The 25,745-nt window shown below is 36.5% G+C and carries 21 protein-coding genes, 2 pseudogenes and 1 riboswitch; all 23 genes and pseudogenes read right to left on the reverse strand.

Translation table 11 applies throughout. The annotated features are described in order from the left end of the window. Nucleotides 1–110: 110 nt before the first annotated feature. Nucleotides 111–977, reverse strand: a complete 867-nt coding sequence (locus ACVWY7_RS09595) for a 2-oxoacid:ferredoxin oxidoreductase subunit beta (RefSeq protein ID WP_000190154.1) — start codon at nucleotides 975–977, stop codon at nucleotides 111–113. Beyond that, nucleotides 964–2,721 (reverse strand): 2-oxoacid:acceptor oxidoreductase subunit alpha, encoded by a 1,758-nt coding sequence (locus ACVWY7_RS09600; RefSeq protein ID WP_000625428.1) that lies wholly within the window; start codon nucleotides 2,719–2,721, stop codon nucleotides 964–966. Before ACVWY7_RS09600 ends, ACVWY7_RS09595 begins: the two co-directional genes overlap by 14 nt. A 227-nt stretch (nucleotides 2,722–2,948) precedes the next feature. Beyond that, nucleotides 2,949–3,872, reverse strand: a complete 924-nt coding sequence (locus tag ACVWY7_RS09605) for a dipeptidase (RefSeq protein ID WP_000688033.1) — start codon at nucleotides 3,870–3,872, stop codon at nucleotides 2,949–2,951. A gap of 58 nt (nucleotides 3,873–3,930) precedes the next feature. Then, nucleotides 3,931–4,191 carry a stage V sporulation protein SpoVS gene (spoVS, locus tag ACVWY7_RS09610; protein WP_000404341.1) on the reverse strand — a complete coding sequence of 87 codons (261 nt, stop codon included), beginning with the start codon at nucleotides 4,189–4,191 and terminating at the stop codon, nucleotides 3,931–3,933. Nucleotides 4,192–4,339: 148 nt separating this feature from the next. Then, nucleotides 4,340–5,134, reverse strand: coding sequence for a TIGR00282 family metallophosphoesterase (locus tag ACVWY7_RS09615; RefSeq protein WP_001221095.1), 795 nt, complete (start codon nucleotides 5,132–5,134; stop codon nucleotides 4,340–4,342). A gap of 165 nt (nucleotides 5,135–5,299) precedes the next feature. Then, a complete protein-coding gene (rny, locus tag ACVWY7_RS09620) occupies nucleotides 5,300–6,862 on the reverse strand; it encodes a ribonuclease Y (protein ID WP_000099773.1) in 1,563 nt (520 codons plus the stop codon). A gap of 481 nt (nucleotides 6,863–7,343) precedes the next feature. Further along, nucleotides 7,344–7,766, reverse strand: a pseudogene (locus ACVWY7_RS09625) (recombinase RecA); the annotation flags it as partial. A gap of 268 nt (nucleotides 7,767–8,034) precedes the next feature. Beyond that, complete coding sequence (locus ACVWY7_RS09630; RefSeq protein WP_000301534.1) at nucleotides 8,035–8,658, reverse strand: PDDEXK family nuclease; 624 nt, start codon at nucleotides 8,656–8,658, stop codon at nucleotides 8,035–8,037. 97 nt (nucleotides 8,659–8,755) lie between these two features. After that, nucleotides 8,756–9,364: pseudogene (gene recA, locus ACVWY7_RS09635) on the reverse strand (recombinase RecA); the annotation flags it as partial. Between the two features lie 143 nt (nucleotides 9,365–9,507). Further along, nucleotides 9,508–10,746, reverse strand: a complete 1,239-nt coding sequence (gene cinA / locus ACVWY7_RS09640; protein WP_000990714.1) for a competence/damage-inducible protein CinA — start codon at nucleotides 10,744–10,746, stop codon at nucleotides 9,508–9,510. A gap of 20 nt (nucleotides 10,747–10,766) precedes the next feature. Next, entirely contained in the window at nucleotides 10,767–11,345 is a 579-nt protein-coding gene (gene pgsA, locus ACVWY7_RS09645) for a CDP-diacylglycerol--glycerol-3-phosphate 3-phosphatidyltransferase (protein WP_001052971.1), read from the reverse strand. Between the two features lie 63 nt (nucleotides 11,346–11,408). Continuing rightward, the gene (locus ACVWY7_RS09650; RefSeq protein WP_000137488.1) at nucleotides 11,409–12,320 is read right to left on the reverse strand and encodes a helix-turn-helix domain-containing protein; all 912 of its coding nucleotides are present in this window, start codon (nucleotides 12,318–12,320) and stop codon (nucleotides 11,409–11,411) included. Between the two features lie 21 nt (nucleotides 12,321–12,341). Continuing rightward, on the reverse strand, nucleotides 12,342–13,127 hold the full coding sequence (locus ACVWY7_RS09655; protein ID WP_000574107.1) for a DUF3388 domain-containing protein: 786 nt from the start codon (nucleotides 13,125–13,127) through the stop codon (nucleotides 12,342–12,344). Nucleotides 13,128–13,266: 139 nt separating this feature from the next. After that, nucleotides 13,267–13,515, reverse strand: a complete 249-nt coding sequence (locus ACVWY7_RS09660; protein WP_000114454.1) for a DUF3243 domain-containing protein — start codon at nucleotides 13,513–13,515, stop codon at nucleotides 13,267–13,269. Between the two features lie 75 nt (nucleotides 13,516–13,590). After that, nucleotides 13,591–14,304: an elongation factor P 5-aminopentanone reductase gene (gene ymfI, locus ACVWY7_RS09665; protein WP_033682641.1), complete on the reverse strand. Its 714-nt coding sequence runs from the start codon at nucleotides 14,302–14,304 to the stop codon at nucleotides 13,591–13,593. Nucleotides 14,305–14,407: 103 nt separating this feature from the next. After that, nucleotides 14,408–15,694 carry an EF-P 5-aminopentanol modification-associated protein YfmH gene (gene yfmH, locus ACVWY7_RS09670; RefSeq protein ID WP_071736931.1) on the reverse strand — a complete coding sequence of 429 codons (1,287 nt, stop codon included), beginning with the start codon at nucleotides 15,692–15,694 and terminating at the stop codon, nucleotides 14,408–14,410. Beyond that, a complete protein-coding gene (gene yfmF / locus ACVWY7_RS09675) occupies nucleotides 15,695–16,969 on the reverse strand; it encodes an EF-P 5-aminopentanol modification-associated protein YfmF (protein ID WP_062923046.1) in 1,275 nt (424 codons plus the stop codon). Between the two features lie 198 nt (nucleotides 16,970–17,167). Next, nucleotides 17,168–18,127 (reverse strand): ABC transporter permease, encoded by a 960-nt coding sequence (locus ACVWY7_RS09680; protein WP_073524609.1) that lies wholly within the window; start codon nucleotides 18,125–18,127, stop codon nucleotides 17,168–17,170. Further along, on the reverse strand, nucleotides 18,128–19,186 hold the full coding sequence (locus ACVWY7_RS09685) for an ABC transporter permease (protein ID WP_001074497.1): 1,059 nt from the start codon (nucleotides 19,184–19,186) through the stop codon (nucleotides 18,128–18,130). It lies immediately after the preceding gene. Continuing rightward, entirely contained in the window at nucleotides 19,179–20,711 is a 1,533-nt protein-coding gene (locus ACVWY7_RS09690) for an ABC transporter ATP-binding protein (protein ID WP_073524611.1), read from the reverse strand. The genes ACVWY7_RS09685 and ACVWY7_RS09690 overlap by 8 nt, the downstream gene beginning before the upstream one ends. Nucleotides 20,712–20,819: 108 nt before the next feature. Continuing rightward, nucleotides 20,820–21,887 (reverse strand): BMP family lipoprotein, encoded by a 1,068-nt coding sequence (locus ACVWY7_RS09695; protein WP_000730593.1) that lies wholly within the window; start codon nucleotides 21,885–21,887, stop codon nucleotides 20,820–20,822. 89 nt (nucleotides 21,888–21,976) lie between these two features. Then, complete coding sequence (locus ACVWY7_RS09700; protein ID WP_000114176.1) at nucleotides 21,977–22,702, reverse strand: GntR family transcriptional regulator; 726 nt, start codon at nucleotides 22,700–22,702, stop codon at nucleotides 21,977–21,979. Between the two features lie 233 nt (nucleotides 22,703–22,935). Further along, nucleotides 22,936–23,037: riboswitch (purine riboswitch) on the reverse strand. Nucleotides 23,038–23,240: 203 nt separating this feature from the next. Further along, a complete protein-coding gene (locus ACVWY7_RS09705) occupies nucleotides 23,241–25,622 on the reverse strand; it encodes a DNA translocase FtsK (RefSeq protein WP_001118785.1) in 2,382 nt (793 codons plus the stop codon). Nucleotides 25,623–25,745: the final 123 nt, after the last annotated feature.

Below are 25,745 nucleotides of genomic sequence, written 5' to 3' on the forward strand. Positions count from 1 at the left end.
ACAACGATTTATATATTATTTTACCATTCTGAATTTTCTAAGTAAATAAAACTACCTTATATTTTTACTTATTAAAAAAGGTTGCCAAATGGCAACCTCCTCTTCTTACATTACATAAATTCAGCAACAAGCTCATCAAACATTTTCTGATCCATATTTAAATCAGATTGCACTAAAGGCTTCTCACTATAGCCTTTTACTAGTTCTTGGTATGAAGGTTGCGCTGTATTTTGATAAATTAAACCTGTTACTAATCCGTTATTTTCCATTAAGGTTTGCATAGCCATCATGCGATTAGACGGATCATATCCCTCTACTGTACTTAGTTTTGTTAAATTCTCTTTAAACCAATCGTAAGTATTTACTTTATTGTAAGTAACACATGGGCTGAACACGTTAATTAATGAAAATCCTTTATGATTAATACCAGCTTCAATAATTTGTGTTAATTCTTTTAAATCACTTGAAAAGCTTTGCGCCACAAATGTTGCACCAGCTGTTAAAGCCATTTCCATAACATTTAGTGACGGTTCAATAGAACCTTGTGGTGTACTTTTCGTTTTAAATCCAGCTTCACTACGTGGTGAAGTTTGCCCTTTTGTTAATCCGTAAATTTGGTTATCCATTACGATGTACGTAATGTCAATGTTACGACGAATAGAATGGATTGTATGTCCCATACCAATCGCAAATCCATCACCGTCACCACCTGATGCGATAACTGTTAAATCACGGTTTGCCATTTTCACACCTTGTGCAATTGGAAGGGCACGACCATGAATACTATGCACACCATATGAATTAATATAACCTGAAATACGACCTGAACAGCCGATACCAGAAATAACAGCAAGTTCATCTGGGTTTAAGCCAACGTTAGCTGCCGCACGTTGAATTGCAGCTTGCACCGAGAAGTCTCCGCAACCTGGGCACCAGTTTGGTTTTACACTGTTACGAAAGTCCTTAAATGTTGCCATTTAATACAACCCCTTTTTTGCATTCGTTGTAAATCTCTTTCGGCAAGAATGGGTTCCCATCATATTTTAAAAGACTAGAAATTTTCTCACCGTTACCAAGATTCATTTTCATAATGTTAGCAAGTTGACCTGTTGCATTGTTTTCTACCACTACAACACGCTTCGCTTTTTTCACAAGTGGATCGATTTCAGCTGTTGGGAACGGGTGAATTAAACGCACATGAGCATGGTTTACTTTCATACCCTCTTGTTCTAAGCGCTCCATCGCTTCTTCGATCGCACCACGAGTTGAGTTAAATCCAACAAGCAATACATCTGCTTCTTCATGCTTAACATTTTTATAAACAGGGGTATTAAACTTCAAGTTCTCCATTTTACGGAAACGTTTGTCCATTTGATCTTTACGGTTTATTGCTGATTCAGATGGTTTACCAGTTTCATCATGTTCTACACCTGTAACATGGTGAACACCATTTTTCATACCAGGTAAAACACGTGGTGAAACGCCATCTTCTGTTACTTCATAACGCTTGAAGTATGCTTTATTTTCACGTTCTGGTAATTCCACTTCTAAATCAAGCTTACCACGACGAATTTCCACTTTATCTAACTTAAGTGGTTCTACCGTTTGTTTCCCTAAAGAAAGCTGTAAATCAGTTAAGAAAATAACAGGTACTTGATATTCTTCAGATAAGTTAAACGCTTCTACAATATCATAGAAAGCTTCTTCTACTGTACTTGGCGCCATTACGATTTTTGGAATTTCACCGTGCGTACCGTAAATCATTGCCATTAAATCAGACTGCTCTTGTTTCGTTGGTAATCCTGTACTTGGACCACCACGTTGTGTATCAACAATTACTAATGGTGTTTCTGTAATACCCGCTAAACCGATCGCTTCCATCATTAAAGATAGACCCGGACCAGCAGATGCAGTTAATGTACGAACACCAGCATAGTTTGCACCAATTGCCATTGTACAAGCTGCGATTTCATCCTCAGTTTGGATTACTGTGCCGCCGACTTTTGGCAATTTTTTAATTAAGTATTCCATAATTTCAGATGCAGGTGTAATTGGATATGCAGACATAAAGCGAGCACCACCAGCTACTGCACCAAATGCGATTGCATCGTTTCCAATCATAAACATGCGTTTCTGACCATCAGCTTTTTCAAGCTGCATCATGTTTACTTTCTCACCTAGTAACTCTTTCATATATTGAGAGCCACGCTTAATTGCGTCCATGTTCTTTTGAACAACTTGCTCTCCCTTACGACCAAAGATTTCTTCAACAACATCTAAATAAGCTGTTTCATCTAATCCTAATACCGCACTTGATGCCCCAACAGCAACCATGTTTTTCATTAACGATGTACCTAATTCTGAAGCAATATCTGTAAACGGTATCACATATAGATTTACATCTGTATTGTCAGGTATTGTCGGATTAAATTTCGCATCTGCAACTACAATTCCACCTGGACGTAGTTCGTGGAAGTTAAAATCAATTGTTTCTTGATCAAAAGCAATTAAAATATCTAAATCATCTGAGATCGCGCGTACTTCTGTTGTACTTACACGAATTTTATTATTTGTATGGCCGCCTTTAATACGTGATGAGAAGTGGCGGTAACCGTATAGGTAATATCCTAATCGGTTTAATGCAATACAGAAGATTTCTCCTGTACTTTCAATTCCTTCACCTTGTTGGCCTCCAACTTTCCATGAAAGTTGACTAATCATCTCCTACACCCCTTTTGGCTGCATTCATTGTAGTGTATTTTTTTACAGTAATAGTTTAGCATTTTTTATGCAAATAAACTACAATGGACGCAAATTATGCCTCTTCTGATTTCCCTGAATCTTTAGTATAAAGCTATTTTGTTTTTCATTCTAGTATTAGGTCTTAAAAAAAGCAATAATATAAAATGAATTAATTCTAATTTTTCTGGATTTTTAAAACAAAAATCTTAAAAGCTTATATGTTCAACAAAATTATCATATAAAAATCGCTCTACAGTAGATGCAGCATAGTGTTTACAAAGCTCATTCATTACATTTTCATAATCTCGATACGCTGATACATTTACAACTGTTTCTAATATCCCATCAAAATCTGAACCAAACCCTATATTATTCTCTCCACCTAATGAACAAATATATTCGATATGTCTTATTATATCTGCTACATTCGCTTGTTTTTCATTTGTTAGAAACTGTGGTACAAAAGTGACACCGATCATGCCATTTCGCTTTATAAGAGCTTTAAGTTGTTCATCGTTTAAATTACGTGGGTGCTCGCAAAGTTTCATACAATTTGAGTGGGAAGCAATAGGATTTTTTGCAATTTCCATCACATCCCAAAAACTTCTTTCATTCAGATGAGACACATCAGTCCATACATGTAACGCATTCAGTTCTTGTACAACATGTTTACCAGAAGTCGTTAAACCCGCCCCACGTGTCTCTAACGCACCATCAGCTAATAGATTGGCATAATTCCATGTTAGTCCAAAAGAACGTACTCCTAGGCGATACAACAACCGTAATTTCATTGCATCTTTTCCAATTGCTTCGCATCCTTCTAGTGTCAATATCGCCCCAATCTCGTCCTGTTTTAACATGTTAATATCATCTTTTGTCTGAATAAACTTCACACCCGGTAGGGATAAAATTTCATTATAAAAAATATCTACCATTTGCAATGCTACTTCAAATCGGTTTTCATATGCCACTGTTTCTGGCACATATATAGCAAAACATTGTATACTTCCTTTTCTTCTCTTTAACTGTTCAAATGTAATATGTAATTGCGGATCGTGTTTAAAATCCTTTTTCCCTTGTGCACTCCATAACTGAAGAAGCACATCACAATGAGCATCAAAAATTTTCATTTTCATTCCTCCATTATAAAAACAACCTGTTTGCATACTGCAAACAGGTTGTTTAAACTTAACGAGGTTCTACAATTAATTTTATTGCTGTACGTTCTTCCCCATCAATCATAATATCCGTAAACGCTGGGATACAAATCAGGTCCAAACCACTAGGCGCTACAAATCCTCTTGCAATTGCTACTGCCTTTACCGCTTGGTTCAATGCACCTGCACCAATGGCTTGAATTTCTGCTGTTCCGCGTTCGCGAATAACACCTGCAAGTGCACCAGCTACAGAATTAGGGACCGACGTTGCTTTAACTTTTAATATTTCCATTCCGCGTTTCCTCCTCGTTTCTATAAAAAGTATTAGCAATTATTTCACTTTAACTTATATTCACGAGGAATGACACGTATTCCTGCTAATTTTCTGTAATTTTTCTAAAAAATTAAAAAATAATAACTTATCTAAATTTTAATGAGAATTACTCAAAAAATGGTTGATCATCATTAATTAAGATACGCTCAATTTTCTTAGCTTTTCCTGTATTAGGATCCACATCAATTAGCACTGCACTTAATTGTGTTCTACCATTTGTCACTTCAAATCGCACTGGTAAGTTTGTTAAAAACTTCTTCAATACTGCTTCTCGGTCCATACCTAAAATACCATCGTACGGTCCTGTCATACCAACATCTGTGATATATGCCGTTCCGCTCGGTAAAATGCGATTATCTGCTGTAGGAACATGCGTATGTGTACCTACTACCGCTGTAGCACGACCATCTACATACCAACCTAACGCTTGTTTTTCACTTGTCGTTTCCGCATGGAAATCAACAAAAATAATATTCGTACGTTTTTTCGCAATGTTAATTAATTCATCCACTTTACGGAATGGACAATCAATTGGAGGAAGGAATGTACGTCCTTGTAAGTTAATAACTGCAACTTCTGTTCCGTTACAGTTCACAAAAATAAGCCCTTTTCCTGGAGTTCCTTCTGGGAAGTTAGCTGGTCTTGCAAGGTATTTTGCATCATCAATAAATTCAAATACTTCACGGTTATCCCAAGCGTGATTTCCTAGTGTAACCGCTTGTGCTCCGCATTCTAAAAAGTTTCGGTATATTTTTTCCGTAATTCCACGGCCACCTGCTGCATTTTCTCCATTAATAATAGTTACTGTAGGTGTATATTTTTTCTTTAGTGCCGGTACGTATTGTTGAATCATACCTCTACCAGGAGATCCTACTACATCTCCAACAAATAATATTCTCATATGTCTTACCCTTCCTATGTACTACATTTTTTTATTACTATAGCTTCAAGTGATTTCCTTACAATATATTTAGTATAAGTTTGTTTCACTTGTATGCTAGATATAACTAATTTCCTTTATTTTAACCCATTCCAACACAAAAAAATAAAGTGGTGTTTCACCACTTTATTTTGCGTATTCCACTGCACGTGTTTCACGAATAACAGTTACTTTAATATGTCCTGGGTAATCCAGTTCATTTTCAATACGTTTTCGAATATCACGAGCTAAACGATGAGCTTCTAAATCATCAATTGTATCTGGTTTTACCAGAATACGAACTTCTCGTCCTGCTTGAATTGCGAAAGATTTTTCTACGCCTTCATAAGACTCTGAAATCTCTTCTAACTTTTCAAGACGACGAATATAGTTCTCAAGTGTTTCACTACGAGCTCCAGGTCTTGCAGCTGATAATGCATCTGCTGCTGCAACTAAAACTGCAATGATAGAAGTTGGTTCTGTGTCTCCATGGTGAGATGCAATACTGTTTATAACTACAGGATGCTCTTTATATTTCGTTGCGAGTTCAACACCAATTTCAACGTGGCTACCTTCTACTTCATGGTCAATCGCTTTACCGATATCATGTAATAGACCAGCACGTCTTGCTAGTTTTTCATCCTCACCAAGCTCTGCTGCCATAAGTCCAGTTAAATATGCAACTTCCATAGAATGTTTTAAGACGTTTTGTCCGTAACTTGTACGGTATTTTAAACGACCTAAAATCTTAATTAAATCTGGATGTAAACCGTGAACACCCACTTCAAACGTTGTTTGCTCTCCGACTTCACGAATATACTCGTCCACTTCACGTCTTGATTTTTCGACCATCTCTTCAATACGCGCTGGGTGAATACGTCCGTCCTGTACCAGTTTATCAAGAGCGATACGAGCTGTTTCACGACGAATTGGGTCGAATCCAGAAAGGATAACCGCTTCTGGTGTATCATCGATAATTAGGTCAATACCTGTTAACGTTTCTAACGTACGAATATTTCGACCTTCACGTCCGATAATACGTCCCTTCATTTCGTCATTTGGAAGATTTACAACCGAAACGGTTGTTTCAGCAACATGATCAGCTGCACATCTCTGCATTGCAAGAGATAAAATCTCTTTCGCTTTCTTATCTGCTTCTTCTTTCGCACGAACTTCACTTTCTTTTACCATTACGGCAATTTCATGAGAAACTTCACTTTCTACTTTACCAAGAATAATTGCTTTCGCTTGTTCGCGTGTCAGATTGGAAATGCGCTCTAATTCTGTTTGTTGCTTTTGAACTAACTCTCCCACTTTGCTTTCCAACTCTTCAATCTGTTGTTGTCTCGCTACAAGAGAATCCTCTTTCTTTTCTAACTGTAGCTCGCGTTTATCGAGCGTTTCGTCTTTACGATCAAGGTTCTCCTCTTTTTGCATTAAACGATTTTCTTGTTTTTGTAATTCGCTTCTACGGTCACGAATTTCTAATTCAGCTTCTGTACGAAGTGTATGAATTTCATCCTTTGCTTCTAATAGCGCTTCTTTCTTAAGTGCTTCAGCCTCACGATTCGCTTCGTCTAGAATACGTTTCGCTTCATTGGCTGCACCATTAATCTTCGCTTCAGCAATAGACTTTCGAACAAAAAAGCCAACAACTGCACCGACTGTTGCAAGCAAAATGGAGATGAGTATCCAAACTGTACTACTCATGATTTCACCTCCCCTTGCTATGAATGAAAAAAGACTGTCGGCATGTACATTGAATACCAACATACAGCAAAGACCGTCGTCCCGCTTTTTTAAGGGACTTTCTTCATTTCACAATTAAAATGTCATATTATTATTTCGGCAAGATTTAAGTCTTACTCCGAATATTACTTCTCTTCTTGAGAAGAGTGTTTCGTATATAAGAAAAAATATACATTCTCATTGTATCTATCGCAATTTTCATTGTCAAGCGTTGTCTACTTTTACTTTCTTTACCTTCAGTCCTAATTCATATATGAATTTAAAAAGCAGACAGCATATTATCCTGGAAAACCTTAGTAAATTCCAGTTTATTCATGTAAAACGTGCATATATCCTTCTTTATACATAATCTTTTAGGTAGATTAAATATTTTATCTCCAACGATATAGAACGCTTTCATAATGATACAAAAATAAAAGACACGAAGCCGTGTCTTTTATTTTTAATCAAGAAGATTTGGATCTTCCATACCTTCAGCACCAGAATCTTCGCTAATTCCGTGATGCTCACGAATAAAGAAGGCAATTTCTTCTCTTAAATCCGTATTTTCTTTTAAAAACTGCTTCGAATTTTCACGACCTTGTCCTAAGCGTTCTTCATTATAAGAGTACCAAGCACCACTCTTTTGAACGATATCAAGTTCAGAAGCCATATCTAAGATCTCGCCTTCTCTTGAAATACCTTCTCCGTACATAATATCAACTTCCGCAACACGGAATGGTGGTGCCACTTTATTTTTAACTACTTTTACTTTTGTTTTATTACCAACGATGTCGTTACCTTGCTTTAATTGCTCCGCACGACGCACTTCAAGACGAACAGTTGAATAGAATTTCAACGCACGACCACCTGGAGTTGTTTCTGGCACTATCTATAGATTTTCCATCTCTATAGTCCGGACTATCTCTTCATCTCTTTACAGAGAGCCTTGCACTTCCAGCAGTAGCCTATCATCTGCCGTACCCTACTCAGTTAACAAAAAGTCCTTTTCGGTAGTCTCTACACCTTCCCCATATAAATATGGAGCTTGGCACGGTATTACCCTAAATAATGGTGGGCTTCACCGTTAGCAACTATATGAATAGTTACACCCTTAGGCAATAAGGTTCACAAGGTTTTTTAACATGCTATCACTAGCAAGGGAAACCCATGGTAAACTCCTTAATCTTTTGTGCGACTTTTTCTTTATTTGCTAGCTCTTCTTCATGTATAACAAGATATTTATAGCAGCTCTTTTCCATAAATAAAAGTTTTCTTTTATCTCGTTCTTTTATTTTTTTGAGTGAGTGTGCCCATTTCCCATGAACATCTAAACAATATTTTCTACCCAAGTAGAAATCAATAGACCACTTATCGATTCTTTTTTGCTTAATGAACGCCAAATCTAAGTTTAACAATATCTGTTCAACCTGTTGTTCCAGTAAAGTATCATAATTTTTCTTTCTGACCTTTACATTAAGCTCTTTTCTCCTTTTAGCAACACATGTATCGGATACGCCATACTTAACAGCAATTTCAACATGTGATAAATATGGATTTTTCAACTCATGTTCAACTTCTGCGGTTTTAGGTAAGTAAATCTTCCTATGTCTGGTTCTTTTAATTCCGAGTAACTTTAATATTTCACCTACTCGCCTTTCATCAAGATTAATTTCTTTACCTATATCTTTTAATTTTCTCTCCGCATGTGTCACGATAAAATCCACTTGCCATTGTTCTATATTTCGATAAGTTCTATTTCCAATTGTCACTGCCACTTTAATCTCTCCTTATAAGAAATCCCTTATAAAGACTTAAATGAAGAAGACAAATAAAGATTCAAGTACTACATTCTGATTAAGCAACTTGTAGTTGATTTCCGAACATAACCCCAACTTTTTCACGAATTTGGTTAATAAAGATTGCAATTGTTTTTGATTTATTAATTGCACCTGAAAGTTTACGAAGCGCTTGAGACATTAAACGCGCTTGTAGACCTACGTGTGAGTCACCCATGTCTCCTTCGATCTCAGCTTTCGGTACAAGAGCTGCTACAGAGTCAATTACGATAATATCAACCGCGCCACTTCGTACAAGTGCTTCTGCGATTTCTAAACCTTGCTCCCCTGTATCAGGTTGTGATAATAGTAATTCATCGATGTTAACACCTAGTTTTTGTGCATATACAGGATCCATTGCATGCTCAGCATCGATGAACGCTGCTTGTCCACCTTGGCGCTGTACTTCTGCAATTGCATGTAATGAAACTGTTGTTTTACCTGAACTTTCAGGTCCGTAAATTTCGATAATACGGCCGCGTGGGTATCCGCCTACCCCTAGTGCCACATCAAGTGCTAAAGAACCACTAGAAACCGTAGAAACTCTACGCTCCGCTTGTTCTCCTAATTTCATAATTGAACCTTTACCGAATTGCTTCTCTATTTGTTTTAACGCCATATCTAACGCTGCTTGACGATCACTCATTCAAAATTCCTCCTTAACTGAATTGCTAATCTTATTATACCTATTTTCAATTCAATTTGCCAACAAAAATCGAACATTTATTCGTTTTTTTATTTTCCATTAAATAAAACTACATTTAACCATTAAAAAAAGCTAGAAGAAACTTATATTTCTTCTAGCTTTTTATATAAATGATAAAATCCATATTTCGCTGAGCGTTCTCTAATTTGTTGGCGACTTCCACTTAAATTAAGAGGAAAGACTACAGTTGGTTCATCTTTAATCGCCAATCCAACAAATACTGTTCCCGGTTCTTTATGTTCTGAAGCATCCGGTCCTGCTACCCCAGTGAAACTAATTCCGATATCCACTTTTAATAATTCTTTAACATTTTCAGCAAGATAACGAGCACATTCTTTACTAACAGCACCGTCAGTAGACAACACTTCCTCAGGTACATGTAAAACATGTTGCTTCACATCATTATGATAACAAATGACACCGCCTTTAAATACGGAAGACACACCAGCACTTTCTGTTACTTGATTACCGAAGAGACCACCTGTTAAACTTTCCGCACACGCTAAAGTTAATCCTTTTTTCTTCAATAACTCTATCGCCTTATAATGCAGAAACTCTTGGTCATACCCGTAGAAAAATTCTCCTACTCTTTCTAAAATCAAATCTTCCACATGCTGAATGAGTTTCTCTGCTTCATCAACATTTTGATGTTTAGCAGTTAAACGTAATGTCACTTCTCCATCATTCGCAAGCGGGGCAATTGTCGGATTCGTTTGTCCATCAATTAAATCTTGAACTTTCACCTCTAATTGAGATTCCCCAATTCCGAAAAAGCGAAGCACGCGAGAATAAATGTTTTCTCCTGTTGTAAAGTTACGTAAAAAAGGCTCCACATAACTTACATACATTGGTTTCATTTCTTTCGGTGGTCCTGGTAATAAAATATAAACTTTTCCGTTCTTATTTAATCCCATACCAGGTGCCATACCGTGATCATTTGCAAATACAGTTGCTCCATCCAAAACGAGCGCCTGCTTTTTATTATTCTCCGTGAACTCTCGACCTGTTCGCTTAAAGTAATCGCTTATTGATGCTAATGCCTTTTCATCATATACAAGCTCTTCCGCTAAGCTAGACGCTATTGTTTCCTTCGTTAAATCATCTTTTGTCGGTCCTAATCCACCTGTGAAAATGAGCATATCCGCACGTTCCTCTGCAACTTCAATCGCCTGCTGCAGTCGCTTGTTATTATCACCAACTACAGTATGGTAGTACACGTTAATTCCAATTGAAGCTAACTTTTCAGACAAAAACTGGGCGTTCGTATTTGCAATTTGTCCAAGTAATAATTCTGTTCCAACCGCAATGATTTCAGCGTTCATCCCAATTCCCCCATAAACTTCTATTTTGAGTTTACAAAAGCAGCTCTATTTTTCCAGAAATAATCCCATCCTGAAATAACAGTAAAAATTAATGCAATCCATATAAAGATATCAGCAACTGGAATATGGATTAAATTTAAAGGTACATCGTGTAATAAGTATGCCGCAATCGCGATGATTTGTGTCCATGTCTTAATTTTCCCTAGTTGATTTGCCGCAACTACTTCCCCTGTTCCAGCAAGTACAAGACGTAAACCAGTTACCGCAAACTCACGGCTTATAATGACAATAACGATCCAAGCAGGTACGTATTGCATCTCAACTAACGTGATAAGTGCTGCTGAAACAAGTAATTTATCAGCTAACGGGTCAAGGAACTTTCCTAAATTCGTTACAAGATTATACTTTCTTGCGTAATGTCCATCAATCCAATCTGTAGCCGAAGCAACAATAAAGATAAGTGCTCCTACTAAATGTTGAATTGGTAAATCAACATCACCAATTCTGTATGAACCCCAATCAAAGGGTGCTAACATAATTACCATAAAAATTGGAATTAAGAAGATTCTAGATATTGTAATTTTATTTGGTAAATTCACAGCTATTCCTCCATCATATCAAAAACATTTGTTCATTGAAAAAAGTCATCGAAGCGATGACTGTTATTGTGCAGGTTGCTCTATCCCTTGGTTTTTTATCACCAATCTTTGGTGAAGTTCTTTTTCTGGATCCAATGGATAAGCGACCACTTGGCCATTCAGTTTAACTTCAACATTCGTTGCATTTCCAATATTAAGTCGCACTTCTTTTGCTGTTGATAAATCTCGTTTTTCTGTTTGACCATCTTGTATTGTAGTGTTTAAAACTTCGTTACCCGCATCATCTTTAACATCTACATAACTCGCACCTTTACCCGATATTTCCAGTTCTAATGTTTTATTATTATGAATTTCCAAAGTAGATACTTTACCAGTTGTCCCAACTACTTTCACTTCTTGTTGTCCAGTTGGCTGTGCTGGTTGTTCCTCTTTCTTCGGTTCTTCTTTCTTTGGTTCCTCTTTTTTCGGCTCTTCCGCTTTCACTTCATCTTTCTTCGTATCTAACGGAGAGTTTTCCGCTTTTTTAACTTCAATTTTCTCACTTTGAGTATTCGGAACTTTCTCATCATCTTTTCCAGTTAACGCTTGAAAAACAAACCAAATTACCACTCCAACTGCGATTACTAACAGCGCAACTAAAATTTTCGGCATGTGATCTGCAATTGGCCATGATGAAGATTTTTGCATTGTTTCTTGCGTTTTTTGTCCTGTTGATACTTGTGGAACGTCACGTTTTTCAGATTGTGGTATCGTACTCTGATATTCTACAAGTAGTTCCTCTCCATTTAATCCAACCGCATCTGCGTATTGTTTAATGAATGCACGCGCATAAAAAGCTCCTGGCAATACATCATAATTGCCTTCCTCAATTGCTACTAAATGGCGTTTTTGAATTTTTGTAATCTCATGCAGCTGATCAATAGACAAGCCTTTCGTTCCTCTTGCTTCTTTCAGCTTTTGTCCTAATTCTGTCACTACTAACACCTCAATATTTCTTTAAAAGTCAAACATAGAGAAATTATTTTGCGTACCTTGCTCAATTTCATCTACTAAATTATATTGAATTTCTTCATCATAATCGTTACGCAACTCGATAATATAATCAAAATCATCCAATGTGTATTCTGACTGACTCACAAATACGTCAGGATGTTCCACAACTTTCGTTGCAGGCAACCTCATAATTTCACGAACAAGCTGCCAATGCCTTTCGTTAGCACGCTTTGTTGACACGATTCCATCTAAGATGAAAATATTGTCGTCGCTATACTCGTCTTCAATCAATTGACTACGAACAGTTTGCTTAATAAGAGTAGATGATACAAATAACCATCTTTTATTTGCGCAAACACTTGCAGCAACAATGGATTCTGTTTTTCCAACACGAGGCATTCCTCGTATACCAATTAGTTTATGACCTTCTTTTTTCATTATTTCAGCCATAAAGTCTACAAGTAACCCTAATTCATCACGCACAAACCGAAATGTCTTCTTATCATCTGCATCTCGTTGTATGTACCTACCATGTCTAACCGCTAGCTTATCTCTTAGCTTTGGCGGACGATATTTCGTTACCGTTATGTTATCCATCGTATTTAAAATTGATTCAAGTCTAGAGATTTGCTCTTGATTATCACACATAAGGAGTAATCCACGTCGTGCATTATCTACACCATTAATTGTGACAATATTAATGCCAAGCATACCGATTAACGAAGAAACGTCACCAAGCAAGCCAGGTCGGTTTTTATGTATTTCATATTCAAAATACCATTCAATCATCCAAGATCACTCCCCTTGCTTACTTTACACCTACGTACTATATTATATGATTTCCCCTTAATAGGGAAGCTAAATGTATAATCTATCCCTTTCAATTATTATACAAAAAAAATAGAGAGGAGAATCTCCTCTCTATTTTTTACTTATGTTGTACAAACTTTACCATTAAGTTTGCGATTGTATGTTGCTCTTGTTCGTCAGCAACTTTCCAAAGTTCAGCTAATAATTTCTCTTGATCGTTGCGTGCTTCTACTTCATTTGCTAAATAATCACCAACACGAAATGCCATATCTGATACAGCACCACCATCAAGACCTTTTCCTTGCGCTTGTTCTAAACGTTCTCCTAAAAAGCTCTTCCATTGATCAAAATTATCTAAAACTGACATGTGTAAGCACCTCACTACTTAGTAATAGAATCATGCTTAATTTGTACAGTTTTTCATTTTTTATGTAAGAAATTTTTAGCAATGCCACCCGCCATTTACTCCAATAATTTGTCCAGTTATATAAGATGCACCTGGTGATACGAGAAATGACACAGTTTTTGCTACTTCTTCCGGTAATCCTAATCGTCCTAACGGAATCTCTTCCGCAATTTCATTCTTATCCTCTTCTGAAAATACGTTTAACATTTCCGTTTCAATTGCACCTGGCGCCACCGCGTTCACTCTTATTCCACTTAATGAAACCTCTTTTGCTAAAGCTTTCACATATGAATTTTGCGCACCTTTTACCATCGAATAAAGCACTTCACATGACGCGCCAATTTGTCCCCATATAGACGAAACAAGTACAATATTACCGCTTCTCCGTTGAATCATAGCTGGCAATGCCATCGATAATAATTTATAGATACTCTTTACTTGAAGTTCTACCATATCATTCAATTCATCGTTCGTTACATCTGTTACGAGTCCAAAAATACTCTTCCCAGCTGCATATACGATAACATCAAGCGGATGTTCAATTTGTTTCCACAATTGCTCTGCCCCATCAGTAGAAGCTAAATTCGCTTGAACAGGAATTACTTCACCCCATTCTTTCTGCAACTCATTCACTTTCTCTTCACTGTTATTATAATGAACATATACTGTATATCCATCTTGAATTAATTGTTTTGAAATAGCAGAGCCAATCCCTCCGCTTCCTCCAGTTACTAATGCATACTTTTTCATACAATTCCTCTCTTGTCTCAAAAAAATCGTTTCCCTACAAATAAATAATACCCTCATCTTACAATTTATCAATGATAAGATGAGGGGATTATTATAAAACCTTTTATTTTTTCGGTAAAACTTGGCAAACACTCATTTTCTCTTCTGATAATAGTAATTGAGCTACTTCTTGTAAATCTTGAACCGTTAGACTTTCTAATACAGTCAATGCATCAAACAGACTCGATTCATTAAACGCATATCGTGTAAATTGATTTGCAATATATTCCGGTGAATTCAAGGAACGTAAAAAGCCACCTATTTTCTTTTTCTTTACTCGTTCTAATGCCGCCTCATCTAATTGATCATAATTTGTATTTAATAAAATACCTTTCAAACGCTCTTCCAGCTCATCAGGTTGCTTCGTATCGCCGCCAACCATTGCAAAACCGAAGTTATTCTCTTCTGTATAATCATACGAGAACGAATCATCAATGAGCCCTTCATTATATAAAGATTCGTAATGAACGGAGCTTTTCCCAAATAAATAATCTAAAAGTAACGTAAGCGCAATTTCTTGTTTTAAAAGGGCTTCCCCTTTTTCTTTTAAGTTTGTCGCTTTAATACCAACTAAACATTTCGGAGTTTGTACAGGCATTGAAATAATTTTCTTCTTTTCATTTACCTCATCTGGTTCTTCTTCGAATGAACGTACTATTTCTGGTTGGTTTTTATAATCTTTTTTCGCTTGATTTTCACGTATCAAATCCATCGTTTTCTCTGGATCAATTGCACCTACAACAAACATTAACATATTGCTTGGATGATAAAACGTTTCATAACATTCATATAGTAGGTCTTTCGTAATTTTACTAATAGACTCGATCGTCCCTGCAATATCAATTTTAATCGGGTGCTTTACAAACAAGCTATCAATTAATCCAAAATATAAGCGCCAATCTGGATTATCTTGATACATTTGAATTTCTTGCCCAATAATACCCTTCTCTTTTTCAACGGTTTTTTCAGAGAAGTAAGGCTCTTGTACAAAGTTTAACAATGTATTTAAATTTTGTTCTACATTTGATGTACATGAAAAAAGGTAAGCTGTTCTTGTGAAAGATGTGAAAGCATTTGCCGATGCCCCTTGTTTACTAAACAATTGGAAAGCGTCATGATCTTCTTTTTCAAATAATTTATGCTCAAGGAAATGAGCAATCCCATCAGGCACACGAATCATTTCTTCTTTATCTAGTGGTATGAATGTATTATCCACAGAACCATATTTTGTCGTAAACGTTGCAAATGTTTTATTAAACCCTTGCTTCGGTAAAATATATACATCTAATCCATTAGGAAGTTTTTCATAATAGAGTGTCTCTTTTAATTGCTCATAAACAATTTTCTCCATTTATTCTCCCTCCGTTCCGTGTAAAAAGTAAATTGTATCTAGTTCAATATTTTTAGCAACCTTCACAATCTCTTCTTTCGTCACACTTTCAATGCCTGTAAGCCATTCTTCAACCGGACGCGTACGGTCTGAAATAATACCATGATACAGCATTTCCACAAATCCGCGCGGTGTATCAATTGCTTCTAATATTTGATTTTGAATGACACTTTTCGTTTGATGCATCTCTTCTTCAGAAAAATCACCATTTTGCATTGCAAGCATTTGCTCTTTAATAATCTCAACAGCTTTTTCATAATTTTTCGCTTCAATTCCTGACATAACAAACAATAAGCCTTTATGACTTTCAAAGCGGGATGCTGCATAGTACGCTAAACTATTTTTTTCACGAACATTAACGAATAACTTCGAATGAGAAAATCCTCCAAACAATCCATTAAACAATTGCAGTGCAAAATAATCTTCGTCTTTATACGTAATAAACGTACGATAACCGATGTGTAATTTACTTTGTTTTAATTCTTGTTTTTCCACAACTTCTTTTTCTTCATTATTTCTCTTATGAAGAAGTACATTTCTTTCCCTCACAGGACGCGCTGAAATAGAAAAATACTTACTTACAAGATCAACTGCATTTTCTGAAATATCACCAATAATGTATAGATCCATTTCATCTTCAGCTAATACTTTTTGATAATATTGATACAAACTTTCATTTGTAATAGAAGAAACACTCTCTTTTTTCCCATTTGCGCTTAAACGATACGGTTCTACTTTGCACATTTCTTCAATTAAACGCTCGTTTGCATAACGCATTTTATCATCATAAGTCGCTTCAATTCGTTGCAAGAGCGCTCTCTTTTCACTTTCTACAATAGAAGGCAGAAAACCATTCCCCTCTGTTGCTGGATGTAAAACGATATCTGACAACATAGAAAGCGCTTTTTCAAATAACGGTGGTGCATCATGTAAATATACTTCATTTGCAATGTCTACATAAATAGAGATGATATGATCTTCTCCTTTTTTACTTACATCTACTGCCAAAGAAGATCCATATAATTCTTCTAAATATTGACGAAGACGAATTACAGAAGGAAGCTTTTCTGTCGCACTTTGCAATACGTATGGCAATAGGGCACGCTCTGTCACCGTCTCCTCATTTAAAGGTGCTTTCAAACGAAATACAAATGTATTTGTTTTATATTTATCAGTTGGAATAATATGTACTCGCAAACCACCTAACTCATGTAACTGTTGTTCCATCAGTTTCATTTATAGCCCTCCTTTACGTATATAGGAATATTCCTCTTCAATATACAGTTTTTAGAAATGAAAAATCAACTTTTCTTCCTCACTATACTTACATTAGGCCCTTTCTAAAAACTGTAATATGTAAGGAACATAGTAAAATTCCGTATTAAATATAGTCTATGTAAAAAAGCCCGCACTAATGTGCGAGCTTTTTTATACTTATCGTTTTCCTTTTTCATAAGGAGTTCCTAATGCTTTCGGAGCTTCAGAACGACCTACAAAACCAACAAGTGCTAATATTGTGAATACATATGGTAATATTGTTAAGAATACACTTGGAATTTCTTTTAGTACAGGGATTGTACCACCTGTTATTCCTAGTGATTGAGCAAACCCGAAGAACAGAGCCGCTCCAAGAGCACCAAGTGGATTCCATTTACCAAAAATCATAGCTGCTAGCGCTAAGAAACCTTGTCCCGTAATTGTAGCACCCGAGAAATTACCAGAAATCGACATAGCGAAGACTGCTCCACCAACTCCGGCAAACATTCCAGATATAGCAACTGCAATATAACGCATTTTATATACATTGATCCCCATCGTATCTGCTGCCATTGGATGTTCTCCAACCGCACGAAGACGAAGGCCAAACGGCGTTTTATAAATGACATACCAAACGACAAACGCTAAAATAATAGCAATATACGATGTTAACGGTACATTTGAGAAAAAGATTTTTCCGATTACTGGAATATCCGAAAGACCCGGAACATCGATTTTTTCAATACGGTATTGAATGAAATCAGTTTGTCCTTTGCCAAAGATTTTCTTAATCGCAAATACTGTTAAACCAAGAGCTAAGAAGTTAATCGCTACCCCGCTCACTACTTGATCTGCGCGGAATGTAATAGATGCTACTGCGTGAAGAAGTGCAAATAAGCCACTACCAATCGCTGCTAATAATAGCGCAATCCAAGGAGTCATCGATCCCCACGTATCACCCATTAATAACGTTGTAACAATACCAATAAATGCACCAAATAACATTAAACCTTCTAACGCTATATTTACAACTCCAGAACGTTCACTGAACACTCCACCTAACGCCGTAAAAATAAGTGGCGCTGCCGTATATAACGTACCCGTCACAAGAATGGCTAAAATATCTAAAAAGCTCATTTATTTTCCCTCCTTGCTCATGCGTGTAAGTGCCCAGCGTAAAACATAACTGCACGCAACAAAGAAAATAATACATGCAATAATAACGTTAATTAACTCAGAAGGTACATCTGCTTCAAAATTCATTTGTGGAGCTGCACTTTTCAAACCACCGAACAGTAAAGCTGCTAATAATATACCAAATGGATTATTTCCTCCTAGAAGCGCTACCGCAATCCCATCAAATCCGATACCAGTAAACGACGACATCGCCGTCATACTTTGGAATGTCCCTAATCCTTCCATAGCTCCACCAATTCCAGCAAAAGCACCAGCAATTGTCATTGATAATACAACATTACGCGATACTTTCATCCCTGCATATTGAGAGGCATTTTGGTTAAAACCAACCGACTTTAATTCATACCCTAACGTTGTTCTATCTAATAAGAACCACATTACAATTGCAACGATAATAGCTACAACAATTCCCCAGTGCAAACGCGATCCATCTGTCAATGAAGATAACCACTCAGAAGCTAACGAAGCACTTGCTTGTACATCATAAGACTTCTCATTACCTTCATGAATAAAACGTTTAATAAGGTCATACGTAACATAAAGTGCAATGTAGTTCATCATAATTGTAACAATTACTTCATTTACTTTAAGCTTTCCTTTTAAATATCCGGGTATAAAACCCCATAAACCGCCGGCAATTGCCGCCACTAAAATAGATAGCGGAATATGCAAAATTGCTGGTAACGACACTGCATATCCAAACCAAACAGCAGCGAGCCACCCAACTAATAACTGTCCTTCCACCCCAATATTGAAAAGACCTGTACGAAATGCAAATGCTACTGAGAGACCAGCTAATACAAGCGGAATCATCGTACGCAACGTCTCACCGATAGCTTGTGGATTTCCAACCATTCCTTCCCAAAGCGCAGCATATCCAACAATCGGATCATATCCACTAACTAACATTACAATGGCACCAACAAGTAAACCGAAAACTACGGATAACACAGGTACTAAAATATTAATTGTTCGCTCTGTTAAAAACTTTTTAGCCATTTGTGTTCACCTTCTCTTTCCCTGTCCCGCCGGCCATTAATAATCCAAGCTGTTGTTCGTTTGTCTCTTTTGCATCCACAATTGCTACAATTTTCCCTTCATATATAACAGCAACTCGATCACTTACATTTAAAATTTCATCTAGCTCTAAAGATAAAAGCAATACTGCCTTACCATTATCTCTCTGCTCAATCAATTTTTTATGAATAAATTCAATGGCACCTACATCTAAACCACGGGTTGGCTGCGCTGCAATTAATAAATCTGGATTACGATCTACTTCACGTGCAATAATTGCCTTTTGTTGGTTTCCACCAGATAGAGCGCGAGCTAACGTTTGTTCACTAGGTGTACGTACATCAAACTGTTCAATAAGCGCTTTTGCTTTTTGTGTGATTTTACTAAAATTTAAAATCCCTTTCTTTGAAAATGGATTTTTATAGTATGTTTGTAATACAATATTGTCCCGAACAGAAAAATCGAGAACAAGTCCGTGTTTATGACGGTCTTCAGGAATATGACCAATCCCCTCTTCTGTTATTCTTCGAACAGGCCAATTTGTTATTTCTTTTCCTTTAATTGCAATAGAACCTGACTCAACTTTTCGTAAACCAGTAATCGCCTCTATTAATTCACTTTGACCATTTCCATCAATCCCTGCAATCCCAACGATTTCTCCTGCACGAACAGTTAAGTCAAGGCCTTTTACAGCAGGTAACTTGCGCGTATCATGAACAATTAGGTTTGCAATAGATAGTACTTCTTCCTTTGGTTTAGCTTCTATTTTTTCTGTTTTAAAATTCACTTGACGTCCGACCATTAACTCTGCAAGTTTATGCTCATCAGTTTCCACTACATTAACAGTACCAATCCCCTTACCTTTACGAATAATCGTACAACGATCGCAAACTTCCATAATTTCTTTTAACTTATGTGTAATAAGAATGATAGATTTCCCCTCTTGCACAAGCTTTTTCATAATTTGAATCAACTCATGAATTTCTTGAGGAGTTAACACCGCGGTTGGCTCATCAAATATTAAAATCTCCGCACCACGATAAAGAGTCTTTAATATTTCAACCCTTTGCTGCATCCCAACAGAAATATCTTCAATTTTCGCATGTGGATCAACAGCTAAACCGTACTGTTCCGATAATTGCTTAATTTCTTTTGCAGCCTCTTCAACAGCAATTTTTCCGTTTTTCTTCGGCTCATTTCCAAGAATAATATTCTCTGTAACTGTAAAATTATGAACAAGCATAAAATGCTGATGGACCATCCCAATACCAAGGTCATTTGCTATATTCGGATTCGTAATTTCAACAGGTTTCCCTTTAATTTTGATTTCTCCCTGTTCTGGTTGATACAAACCGAACAGCACATTCATCAGCGTTGATTTCCCTGCACCATTTTCTCCAAGTAAAGCATGTATCTCTCCCTGTTTTACTTGCAGCGTAATATCGTCATTCGCTACAATGCCTGGGAATACTTTTGTAATATTGTTCATCTCAATTACGTATTCCATTTTGTTCCTCCTTTTAGCAGGGAACACTCCCTAATTACACTCTATTAAAAGTATTTTTATATATGCAAAGGTTAGTTCTACGAACTAACCTTTGCTATTTCTCTATTATTATTTCTTTAGAGAAGCTTCATATGTTTTATATTCTTCGTCAGTTGCAGGTACTTTAATTTCACCAGCAGTAATTTTCTTCTCAAAATCTTCTATTTTAGTTAAAATTTCTGGGTTTACTTTTTTCACATTATCAGTTGTTTTCGCAATACCAACGCCATCATCTTTTAAACCAAACTCTTCTACTTTACCGCCTTTTAACTTACCATCTTTCGCTTCTTGTGCTACTTTTGCTACTGCAACATCAACACGTTTTACCATCGAAGTTAAAGTTACGTTTTCAGGCATACCTTCTTGATTTTGGTCACGGTCAACACCGATTACCCAAACATTTTCACCTTTTTTCTTGCGGTTTTTCGCTTCTGTGAATACACCGTTACCAGTTGCACCAGATGCATGATAAATTACGTCAACGCCTCCACCGTACATTGCTGAAGCTAATACTGATCCTTTTTCCGGCTTATCAAATGCATCAGCATATTGCGATACGATTTCAATATTTGGGTTTACTGCTTTTGCACCAGCTTTGAAACCTGATTCAAATTTTGTAATTAATGGACTCTTCACGCCACCAACAAAGCCAACTTTATTTGATTTTGTCGTCATTGCTGCTACAGCACCAACTAGGAATGAACCTTCGTGGTCTTTAAATGTAATACTTGTTACGTTTGGCTTTTCTACAACTGTATCTACAATCGCAAATTGCTCTTTCGGATATTGTTCAGCTACCTTTGCAATTGATTTTTCCATCAAGTAACCAATACCAAATGTTGTGTTATAATGATCTTTCGCAAATTTCGTTAAATTTGGGATATAATCCGCGTCTTTACTTGATTGAAGATAACGATATCCTTCATTTTTCTTTAAGTCATTGTCTTTACCGAACTTCGTTAAACCTTCCCAAGCTGATTGGTTAAATGATTTGTCATCAACGCCCCCAACATCTGTAACCATACCAACTTTAAACTCTTTTTTGTCGCTACTCGCTTTATCCGAGTTACCACACGCACCTAAAACCGCACTTGCTGCTAATGTTAATGATAATAAAAGACCTGTTTTTTTCTTCATACTAGAAACCCCTCCTGAAATGATTTGTCTATTTTTTATACGCTGCTGTCCCTAACTTCTTGCTGTCACCTCCCTAAAAAGGAACTTACCTACATACGTTTTCTTAGTACGTGGAAGCTAAACTTATCAGCTCTAAAGTAATTGATAGAATATAAGATTGGCTCATCATTTTGATCATAGTGCATTTGTTTTAATACTAGCAGTGCCGTTTCCGGTTCACATTCTAAAATCGGTGAGATTTTCGGATGATAGCCAATTGGCTCAATATGAGCAACTGCGTATGTGATACGTTTGTGCGTATTGTTATGTATCACTGTAAGCAATGATTCTTCGTTGTATCCCGATAAATCTGGCAAGATTTCTTTTGCAAGTTTATCGATACAATATACAACAGGTTCCCCATCTGCTGTACGCACACGCTCAATCATCACTGCATTAAAACCATCTTCACTATTAAACTTCTCTTTTTCTTCTTCTGTTAAACTTGTTGTAGATGATGATAAAAAGATAGTTCCTGGTGTTTTCCCCACACTAGAAATCATATCTGTAATACTAGAAAGTTGTTCAATCCCAGAAGAAAATAGCGGTTTTGCATTTACAAATGTTCCTACACCATGTCTACGAATGACAACATTTTCTTCTTCTAAAATACGCAGCGCTTCCCTTAAAGTCGCTCTACTTACGCCAAGTTCTTTCGCTAAATCAAACTCTGATGGCAACTTTTGCCTTTCTTTGTAAGCCCCATCTTTAATCTTTTCTTTGATGTGATCAATCACCCGTAAATATAGGTGACGACTATCGGATTTTACTGACATAAGACTCCCCCGCATTTCAATTATTCGACCTCTGATGTAAGACTTCTTTTCTCTTTTTTCAACTTACAACATAATAAAAATTGCTACACACTAAAAATAAACATAATTGTCGAATAAATATTAATAATTTTTTAAGATGAAATTTTCACTCTTTACTGCATAAAAAAAACTTTGCACCATAAACATTCCTCATAGCGAGAAAAAGTTCGGCACAAAGATCTCTTACATCCTTTGTTACACACTTTTCCCCTCATAGTCTAGCAATTCATGGTTGCCAGGTAGAAACTTATGGACCTTATCTCCAAGATTATATGAGGCAGTGATTCTTTTCGAAGTAATCTTACCACTTGCTCCCATACGTGTCAACAAAATTTAACATTTTTCTACATTAAATATCGAACGTTCACAAAAAACCACACAAAAGTATTCGTATTCTAAAGAACCACCTCAAATGTAAGCCCTTTCTTTAACGCTGAATATAGTATATAACAAAACCAGCATATAAAAAAGCCTAATTGTAAAAACAATTAGGCTTTTTTTATGAACTTTTTTCTTGTACATCATTAATGAGCACTTCTCGTGGTTTACTACCTTCATACGGTCCTACTACACCATTCATTTCCATTGCATCAATTAATCGGGCAGCACGGGTATAACCAACTCTAAACCTACGTTGCAACATAGAAACAGAGGCTGTTTGCATTTCCACTACGAGCTGAACTGCTTCATCATATAATTCATCTTCTACTTCCTGCTTCGTATCAGGAACATCTTGCGGGATCATATCTTCTTGATATTGCGCTTTTTGCTGACCAATAACATATTCTACAACTCTCTCAACTTCATCATCTGATAAAAACGCCCCTTGTACACGTACAGGCTTCGATGCACCAATTGGTATAAATAGCATATCCCCACGACCTAGCAGTTTCTCTGCACCACCGCCGTCAAGAATTGTACGAGAATCTGTTTGAGATGATACAGCGAATGCAATACGTGACGGAATATTCGCTTTAATAACTCCCGTAATTACATCAACTGATGGACGTTGCGTTGCAATAATTAAATGAATACCGGCAGCACGAGCCATTTGCGCTAGACGCATAATCGCATCCTCTACATCCGACGAAGCAACCATCATTAAATCTGCTAACTCATCCACAATTACGACAATATAAGGTAATTCCGGTTGTTTCGCTTCCGATTGATTATTATGCTCTTTTATATAATCATTATATCCTTCAATATTTCGCGTGCCACTATGAGCAAATAACTCATAACGACGCTCCATTTCACTTACAACTTTTTTCAACGCTTGTGATGCTTTTTTCGGATCAGTTACAACTGGTGTTAATAAATGAGGCACACCGTTATATACATTTAACTCTACCATTTTCGGATCAATCATCATTAATTTTACTTCATGCGGCTTTGCACGCATTAAAATACTAACAATAATACCGTTAATACATACACTTTTCCCGCTACCTGTCGCACCGGCCACCAGTAAATGGGGCATTTTATTTAAGCGGGCTAATACAGCTTCACCTGTAATATCTCGTCCAAGACCAATCAGCAACTTCTCTTCTGGATGATTGTTAGCTTTAGAATCAAGAACTTCTCTAAGCGTTACCATAGAAACTTCTGAGTTCGGAACTTCAATTCCTACAGCTGATTTCCCGGGAATAGGTGCTTCAATACGAATATCTTTCGCAGCTAAAGCAAGTGCTAAATCATCACTTAAACCGACAATTTTGCTTACCTTTACTCCCATATCAGGATACACTTCATATTTTGTAACTGCAGGACCTCTATGTACTTTTGTTACTTTCGCTTTCACTCCAAAGCTTTGGAAAGTACGTTCTAATTTACGAGCATTCTCATAAATTTCCGCATTTTCATTTGTAACTTGCTTATTCTTTGGAAACTTCAATATATCAAGTGCAGGAAGCTTATAATCTTTATTTTCTACATTTGAAAATTGCATAGGAGGTGCTTGTGTTTCACCCTCTAGCGATTCAACGATTTTTTCTCCACGCTTTTTCTTCGGCTCTTCAACTGGTGGAGCCTCTTCAATAAACGGTGAAGTGATTAACTCTTCTTGCTCTACTTCAATTCGTTTATCTTCTTGCTCATTTACTGGATAATTCTCAGTGAAATTTGAAATAATCGGAGGATCAATTGAAATTTCTTCCATCGGCTCAATAATTTCTTCTTGTTCTGTAGCACGTTTGCTCCTTGTGCTTCTTGTTGTTTTTTTCTTTTCTGTTTGTTCAGCCGTTCTTTTCGCTCTCCAGTCTTTATAGTCCCCTTGCATCACTTGAAATTGACTTCTAAGGATTCTACCAACTGGAGCTAATACTTCTCCAATATGCTTATTTGTTATACAAAGTATACCGAGAATAACTAAAATAATACCAATAATATAAGCTCCTACTTCGTCAAATAAGAAGTAACATGTCGCAAACATAAGCGCACCAAACATGCCACCACCTAAATGAACACTATCTGGGCCTTTCTTCATTTCAAGAAAGAAATTATCTTTCGTACTCACAATAACAGAAGTATTTTGCACTGCTCCATCTTTCGTAAGAAGGTTAAATAATGTAATATGACTAAACATTAATATCGCCAATACTATTAAATAAAAACCGATTAACCGTTTATTTAAAAGGTTCGGCCATCCACGTTTTATAACGAATGAAACTGATAAAGCTATTACACCTAACACACCAATTATGTACCACTCACCAAAGAAGAAGCGAAAAAATAACACAAACGATTTCCCTACAACGCCTAGCTGTAAAATCGTAATGATTGAAAGTGCAAAAAGAGTTAAACCGACGATTTCATAATACAAAGTTGGCTTTATCGTACGTCTTGCCTTTGCCTTCGTCCCTCTTTGCTTTTGTTTTGCCATTTCTTCACCTCGTGTTCTACATATAAGTAAAACTTCCTAAAAAACTCTGCTTATATGTTTGTTTTCTCTATTTTTTCAGGTCTTTATCTCTTCTATTTTTACACTTCCTGTAAAATGTTAAAT

The sequence above is a fragment of the Bacillus sp. TE9106W genome (assembly GCF_054062215.1).